A 5450-nucleotide genomic window follows, 5' to 3' on the forward strand; every position below is an offset into this window, starting at 1 on the left:
ACACTAGGCTTACGCCCATATCTCTCGCGCGCATTATAGCGCTGAAGTTGTGATTAATCAATCGCTTATTTATACCCATAAAAGCTTGAATACCCCATCAAAGCAATCAAAAAATTTCACCTCACAGCAAAGATAATTAAAAATATTGCTTGACACGCGGAATATTTACCAGTAAAAAGTAATTTCGGCGTTTGGATGTTTAAAGTGGTTAAGTTCTCAAGACTGATTATTTGTTAAAACCCAATCATTTAGGGTGCCTCCCTTTTTTAAAAGTATGGAATAAGATATGGCTACAGGTTTAGTTAAATGGTTTAATGATTCAAAAGGTTTTGGTTTCATTACTCCTGATGCAGGCGGCGACGATTTGTTCGCTCATTTTTCAGCTATCGTAGATAGCGGCTACAAAAGCTTAAAAGAAAATGATCGCGTAAGTTTTGACGTTACAGACGGTCCAAAAGGTAAACAAGCTTCAAACATCCAAAAAGCTTAGTTAACTAGAATCCAGTTAATGGAATTCAAAAAAATGGCCCTTAATTGGGCCATTTTTTTATCTCTAGATATCAATCTAAGCCACCATTTCAAATCACCACTGCAACTCTTGATTTAATTTTTAAACCATGAATACTACTGATTTAATTGGCTATATATCGGCATTTCTGACAACTCTCGCCTTTTTACCTCAAGCACTACATTCTTGGAAAACGCGCGATCTTTCAGGCGTTTCATTACCCATGTACAGTTTATTTAGCTTAGGCGTTCTTGGATGGCTAGTTTATGGCTTACTTATTTCTAGTTGGCCAATTATTTTGGCCAACAGCATCACCTTGGTTTTAGCTTGTGCTGTTCTTGCTTTAAAACTCAAGCATCGCGAATAAAACAACTATCCGAACTGATTACTTTCCAAGCGCATAGACCTGAATGTTATCGCCGGTAGTATAACCAAAAATGGCATTTCCACCTGCCGCTACGGCAATGTATTGCACACCGTCGATTTCATAGCTAATAGGGGGGGCATTTACCCCTGCATCTACCTTAGTCTGCCACAACAAATCACCCGTATTGCTGTTATACGCATTAAAGTTACCGCTACCTTCACCCATGAATAGCAAATCTGCCTTAGTAACTAACAATCCACCCGTTAAAGGCTGCTCTGTCTTGACCTGCCAATTCATTTTACCTGTCGATAAGTCTATCGATGACAATACACCCCAACGTGGGTCCTTTGTCGGCTCAGAAGAGGCATAGCGTATTGCTGGTACGCCATCTTTCGCTGGCTCATCAACTAGGGTGTATTTGATAGGCGCATGAATCGCTGCAACATAGCTTGTTTGACGGGCCTCATCTAACACGCTTGGACCCCAATTAGAACCGCCCAAAATACCTGGATACAGCACGGTTCCTTCTTTAGTTGCTTTAGCAAATAGATTTTTTTGTGGAACAAAAGCGTCTGATTTCAACAACAATTTACCAGTAACCCTGTCATTCACATAATACCAACCCGTTTTAGCGGCCTGCCCAACGGCAGAAATTGATTTACCCTCTTTTTTAAAATCGAATAAAACTGGCGGGCTTGCCACATCGTAACCCCAGACATCATGAGGTACTTGCTGAAAATGCCATTTTAATTTACCAGTTTCTGTGTCCAGCGCAACTAACGAAACCGTATATAAATTATCCCCTGGACGAGAAATATCATTCATTTGTGGCGATGGATTACCGGTGCCAAAAAACAAGGTGTTCGTTTTGGTATCAATTGCGGGCGTACTCCAAGCGGAGCCACCGCCATAGCGCCAAGCGTCTTTATTATTAATGACATTGGCTTTTTCTGCCGCCACATTTCGATTCAGAGGAATACCATCAGTGGTTGTTTCGCTAAAGATACCTTCCCAGCCCTGAGATGGAATCGTATCAAATTGCCAAATGCGCTTGCCATCGTTAACGTCATAGGCCGCTAAAAAACCTGGTCGACCATAACGCCCATCAACGCCAACTACAGCGCCGAGTGGTGCGTCTTTTGTCGGTACGTCCATATGTAATCCATAACCAACGCCAGTTATGCCCACAATCACTTTGCCACGATAAACAACAGGCGCCATGGAAATGCCAACGCCTGTGCCTCCATAAGACTCTGTTTTGCTTTTTGCATCCAGTTTACTTAATGAACTTTTATTTTCGGTAAGAGCAGTATCATCCGCCACATCAATGTCCCAAACCTTTTCGCCATTTTTAGCATTAAGCGCAACCAACCTAGCGTCCACTGTACCTATAAATACCTTACCATCGCTTACGGCTAGACCTCTACTGGCTGGACCACAACACATCTTCCAATTCGTTCTGCGATCGTGTTTATATCGCCAAAGTTGCTTACCTGATTTTGCATCTAAGGCAACCACATGGTTAAAAGGCAAGGCAACATACATTACGCCATTTGTTACAATTGGCGTGGCTTGAAAGCTCGCCACCACTCCACTTTTAAATTGCCAAGCGAGCTTTAAATCTTGTACATTTTGTTGATTGATTTGCGTAAGCGGTGACAACCTCTGATTAGTGTAGTCACGTCCAAAACTAGGCCAGTCTTTAATAGTATCAGCGGATTGAGTTAGGGATTGTTCATGATTCAGGCCTGAGCAAGCAGCGATTAATAAACAGCCAATCAAGAGCATACCTTTCATTGCAGCAGGTTTTATTAATTTAACGCCGATTTGACTATTCATAGCACTTGCCTTTTACTCGAGGTTTTGATGAAGAAAGTATACAGATGTGTATACTCTTTGCCAATTTATATGACTAAATTGAACGAAGCTTTTACTTAATATTTAAGCCTAGCACGCTATTTTGGTAATGCATAAATCGCTGAGAGGTTGCGCCACCAGCCAAAAGCATCCATTCCATAGCCAAAAACATAACGATTTGGCACTTCAAGCCCAACAAAATCAGCTTTAACTGATTTAGCTTGTGGCAAAATTTTTTCGACCAAAACCGTAGAAAATACCTGGCTTGCACCCAGTTCTAGACATTTCTCTTTTATAGCCAATAAAGTGATGCCTTCATCCAGAATATCGTCTACCAACAATACGGTTCGATTCGTTAAATCAAGTTTTGGGAGTGATTTCCAAACCAGCGTTTTACCAATGATCTGATTTTCATAACGGCTCGCATGCACATAGTCCAGCTCTAATGGGAATTTCAATTGTGTCAATAATTGACCAGCAAAAACAACACCTCCGCCCATCACACAAATCACGATTGGACAAGCACCTTCAAGTTTTGCAGTAATGTCTTGACTGAGTCTTGTAATGGCCTCTTTCACCACCTCAGACGAATGGATAAGCTGTGCTTGGTCTAGCAATAGTTTAGGATTTTGTAAATTCAATTCAGCTCATTTTCGATGTAGCAAAGCCACTCTTATGGTATTAACCACTATCTTCCACTCAATAATAAAGTGAATACCTAATGACTAATGTAATGTAATTTGTTCCGTTTCTAAAATAAAATGCATTTCTGAGCTAACTGTAAGTTGAGGGCTATATTCCTCAACCCAAAATTTCAACTCACTTTTTATGCGCACTTCATTTGCACCCTGCACACTTTCTATCCATTTCAAGAGTTTTGTAACCCATGCGCTATCAACCTGCCGCGCCTGTGCGATGCGTAATTTATCATGTGGAGTTGGCATGGTGTGTTCGTCATCCGCCAGCAACTCTTCGTAAAGCTTCTCACCTGGGCGCAGCCCAACATATTCAATTTTGATTTCATCCGCTTGCAGACCAGAGAGCCGAATCATATCAGCTGCTAGCGCCGCAATTTTAACGGGTTCGCCCATATCCAACACCAAAATTTCACCCCCCTTACCCATCAAGCCAGCCTGCATTACCAACTGTGCCGCCTCTGGTATCGACATAAAATAACGGGTAATTTCAGGGTGAGTAATCGTCACCGGTCCGCCCTTAGCGATTTGCTCACGAAATTTTGGAATCACGCTGCCACTACTACCCAGCACGTTACCAAAACGCACGATCACAAATCGAGTACCCAGTGCTTCGTTAGAAAGGCGCTCTTGTAAACCTTGGCAAACCATTTCAGCCAAACGCTTACTGGCGCCCATCACATTGGTTGGATTGACCGCTTTATCCGTCGAAATTAGTACAAACTTTTCAACGCCAACTTCTTTCGCAGCTTTCGCGATGGTGTAGGTACCAATCACGTTATTTGACAGCGCCTCCCAGACATTACCATTTTCCATCATCGGCACATGTTTATAGGCTGCCGCATGAAATACTACGGCTGGCTGAAACTGCGCGAGCAAACTCTTAATGCGCTGGCCGTTTTTAACGTCACCTGTCATAAAAAATAATTGCGTCGATAAATTTAAGACACTTAACTCTTGCTCTAGTTGATAAAGCGAGAACTCCGAAATATCAAGACAAATCAAAATACTGGGCTTGAATTTGAGTATTTGACGACACAACTCCGAACCAATCGAGCCGCCCGCCCCACTCACCATCACGGGCTGCTCTACAATAAGATGTTGTAAACCAGAGTTATCAAGTTGCACCGCATCTCTACCTAGCAAATCTTCCACATCGACCTTACGGATTTGTGAAACGCTCACTTTTCCACTCATTAAATCATCAATCGCAGGCACCGTGAGTACCTCTAGATTCAAACCATTCGCAAGTTCAATCGCTGCGCGCCTTTTTTGGTGGTGCGCAGAAGGCATCGCCACAATCACATGCTCTATCGCCAACCGTTGCTGCACTTGCGCTAACTGCGCAATAGATCCCAACACCTTAACGCCAAACACCTCGCGCCCCAACATATTTTTATCGTCATCCAGCAGGCCGACTACCCGCCATTGCGTGCTGCGCGCCAAGTCTTTCACCAAGGCAATGGCCGCCTCACCTGCCCCCAAAATAAGCGTAGGCTTGCCTAGTGATTGCGTTAATCCGTAGAGTGAATGCTCTTTCCATGCGCGATAGACAAAACGACTGCCGCCCATCATCAACATAAGCAGAAGAGGATCTAGAATTAAAACTGAACGCGGAATAACAATGGAAGTGCGAAACATGAACAGCAGAGCGGCGACAAGAATTGCTGCCGAACCAATAGCGAATAGAATGCGCTTTAAATCCGGCACACTTGCAAACCGCCACATGCCGCGATACAAACTAAAAGCAACAAAAACAATCGCTTGCAACGGCACAACCCAAACTACCGACTGCAACATGTACTGAAAGTGTTCGGCAGGAATTGCAAAATTGAAACGCAACAAATATGCGGCAACCCAAGCCAACGTCGCTACAACAACGTCATGCAATAAAGCCAAAAACGTAAGTGGATTAATAAGCGTTTTTTTCATTTGTTCGATTATTCACTTGGTTGAAAATGATGCAACTTTAATTGTGTATTGTATCAACATAAGCTATTCGACAACATAATGATTAACATGA

Annotated in this window: 5 protein-coding genes; 2 read left to right on the forward strand and 3 right to left on the reverse strand. The window is 42.8% G+C overall.

Annotated elements, in window-relative coordinates; genetic code table 11:
* The first annotated feature begins 286 nt into the window (after window positions 1-286).
* A complete protein-coding gene (locus HOO90_RS03990) occupies window positions 287-490 on the forward strand; it encodes a cold-shock protein (RefSeq protein WP_013147957.1) in 204 nt (67 codons plus the stop codon).
* 127 nt (window positions 491-617) lie between these two features.
* Window positions 618-875: a SemiSWEET transporter gene (locus HOO90_RS03995; protein ID WP_292839695.1), complete on the forward strand. Its 258-nt coding sequence runs from the start codon at window positions 618-620 to the stop codon at window positions 873-875.
* An 18-nt stretch (window positions 876-893) separates the two neighbouring features.
* Here the strand turns inward: HOO90_RS03995 and HOO90_RS04000 are convergent, their stop codons facing one another.
* The 3 genes from HOO90_RS04000 to HOO90_RS04010 form a co-directional block, all read right to left on the reverse strand.
* On the reverse strand, window positions 894-2714 hold the full coding sequence (locus tag HOO90_RS04000; RefSeq protein WP_292839697.1) for a PQQ-binding-like beta-propeller repeat protein: 1821 nt from the start codon (window positions 2712-2714) through the stop codon (window positions 894-896).
* A gap of 116 nt (window positions 2715-2830) precedes the next feature.
* Entirely contained in the window at window positions 2831-3373 is a 543-nt protein-coding gene (locus HOO90_RS04005; protein WP_292839699.1) for a hypoxanthine-guanine phosphoribosyltransferase, read from the reverse strand.
* Window positions 3374-3457: 84 nt separating this feature from the next.
* A complete protein-coding gene (locus HOO90_RS04010) occupies window positions 3458-5359 on the reverse strand; it encodes a nucleoside-diphosphate sugar epimerase/dehydratase (RefSeq protein ID WP_292839701.1) in 1902 nt (633 codons plus the stop codon).
* Window positions 5360-5450 lie beyond the last annotated feature (91 nt).

Source organism: Methylotenera sp. (genome assembly GCF_013141425.1).
Taxonomy (GTDB): Bacteria; Pseudomonadota; Gammaproteobacteria; order Burkholderiales; family Methylophilaceae; genus Methylotenera.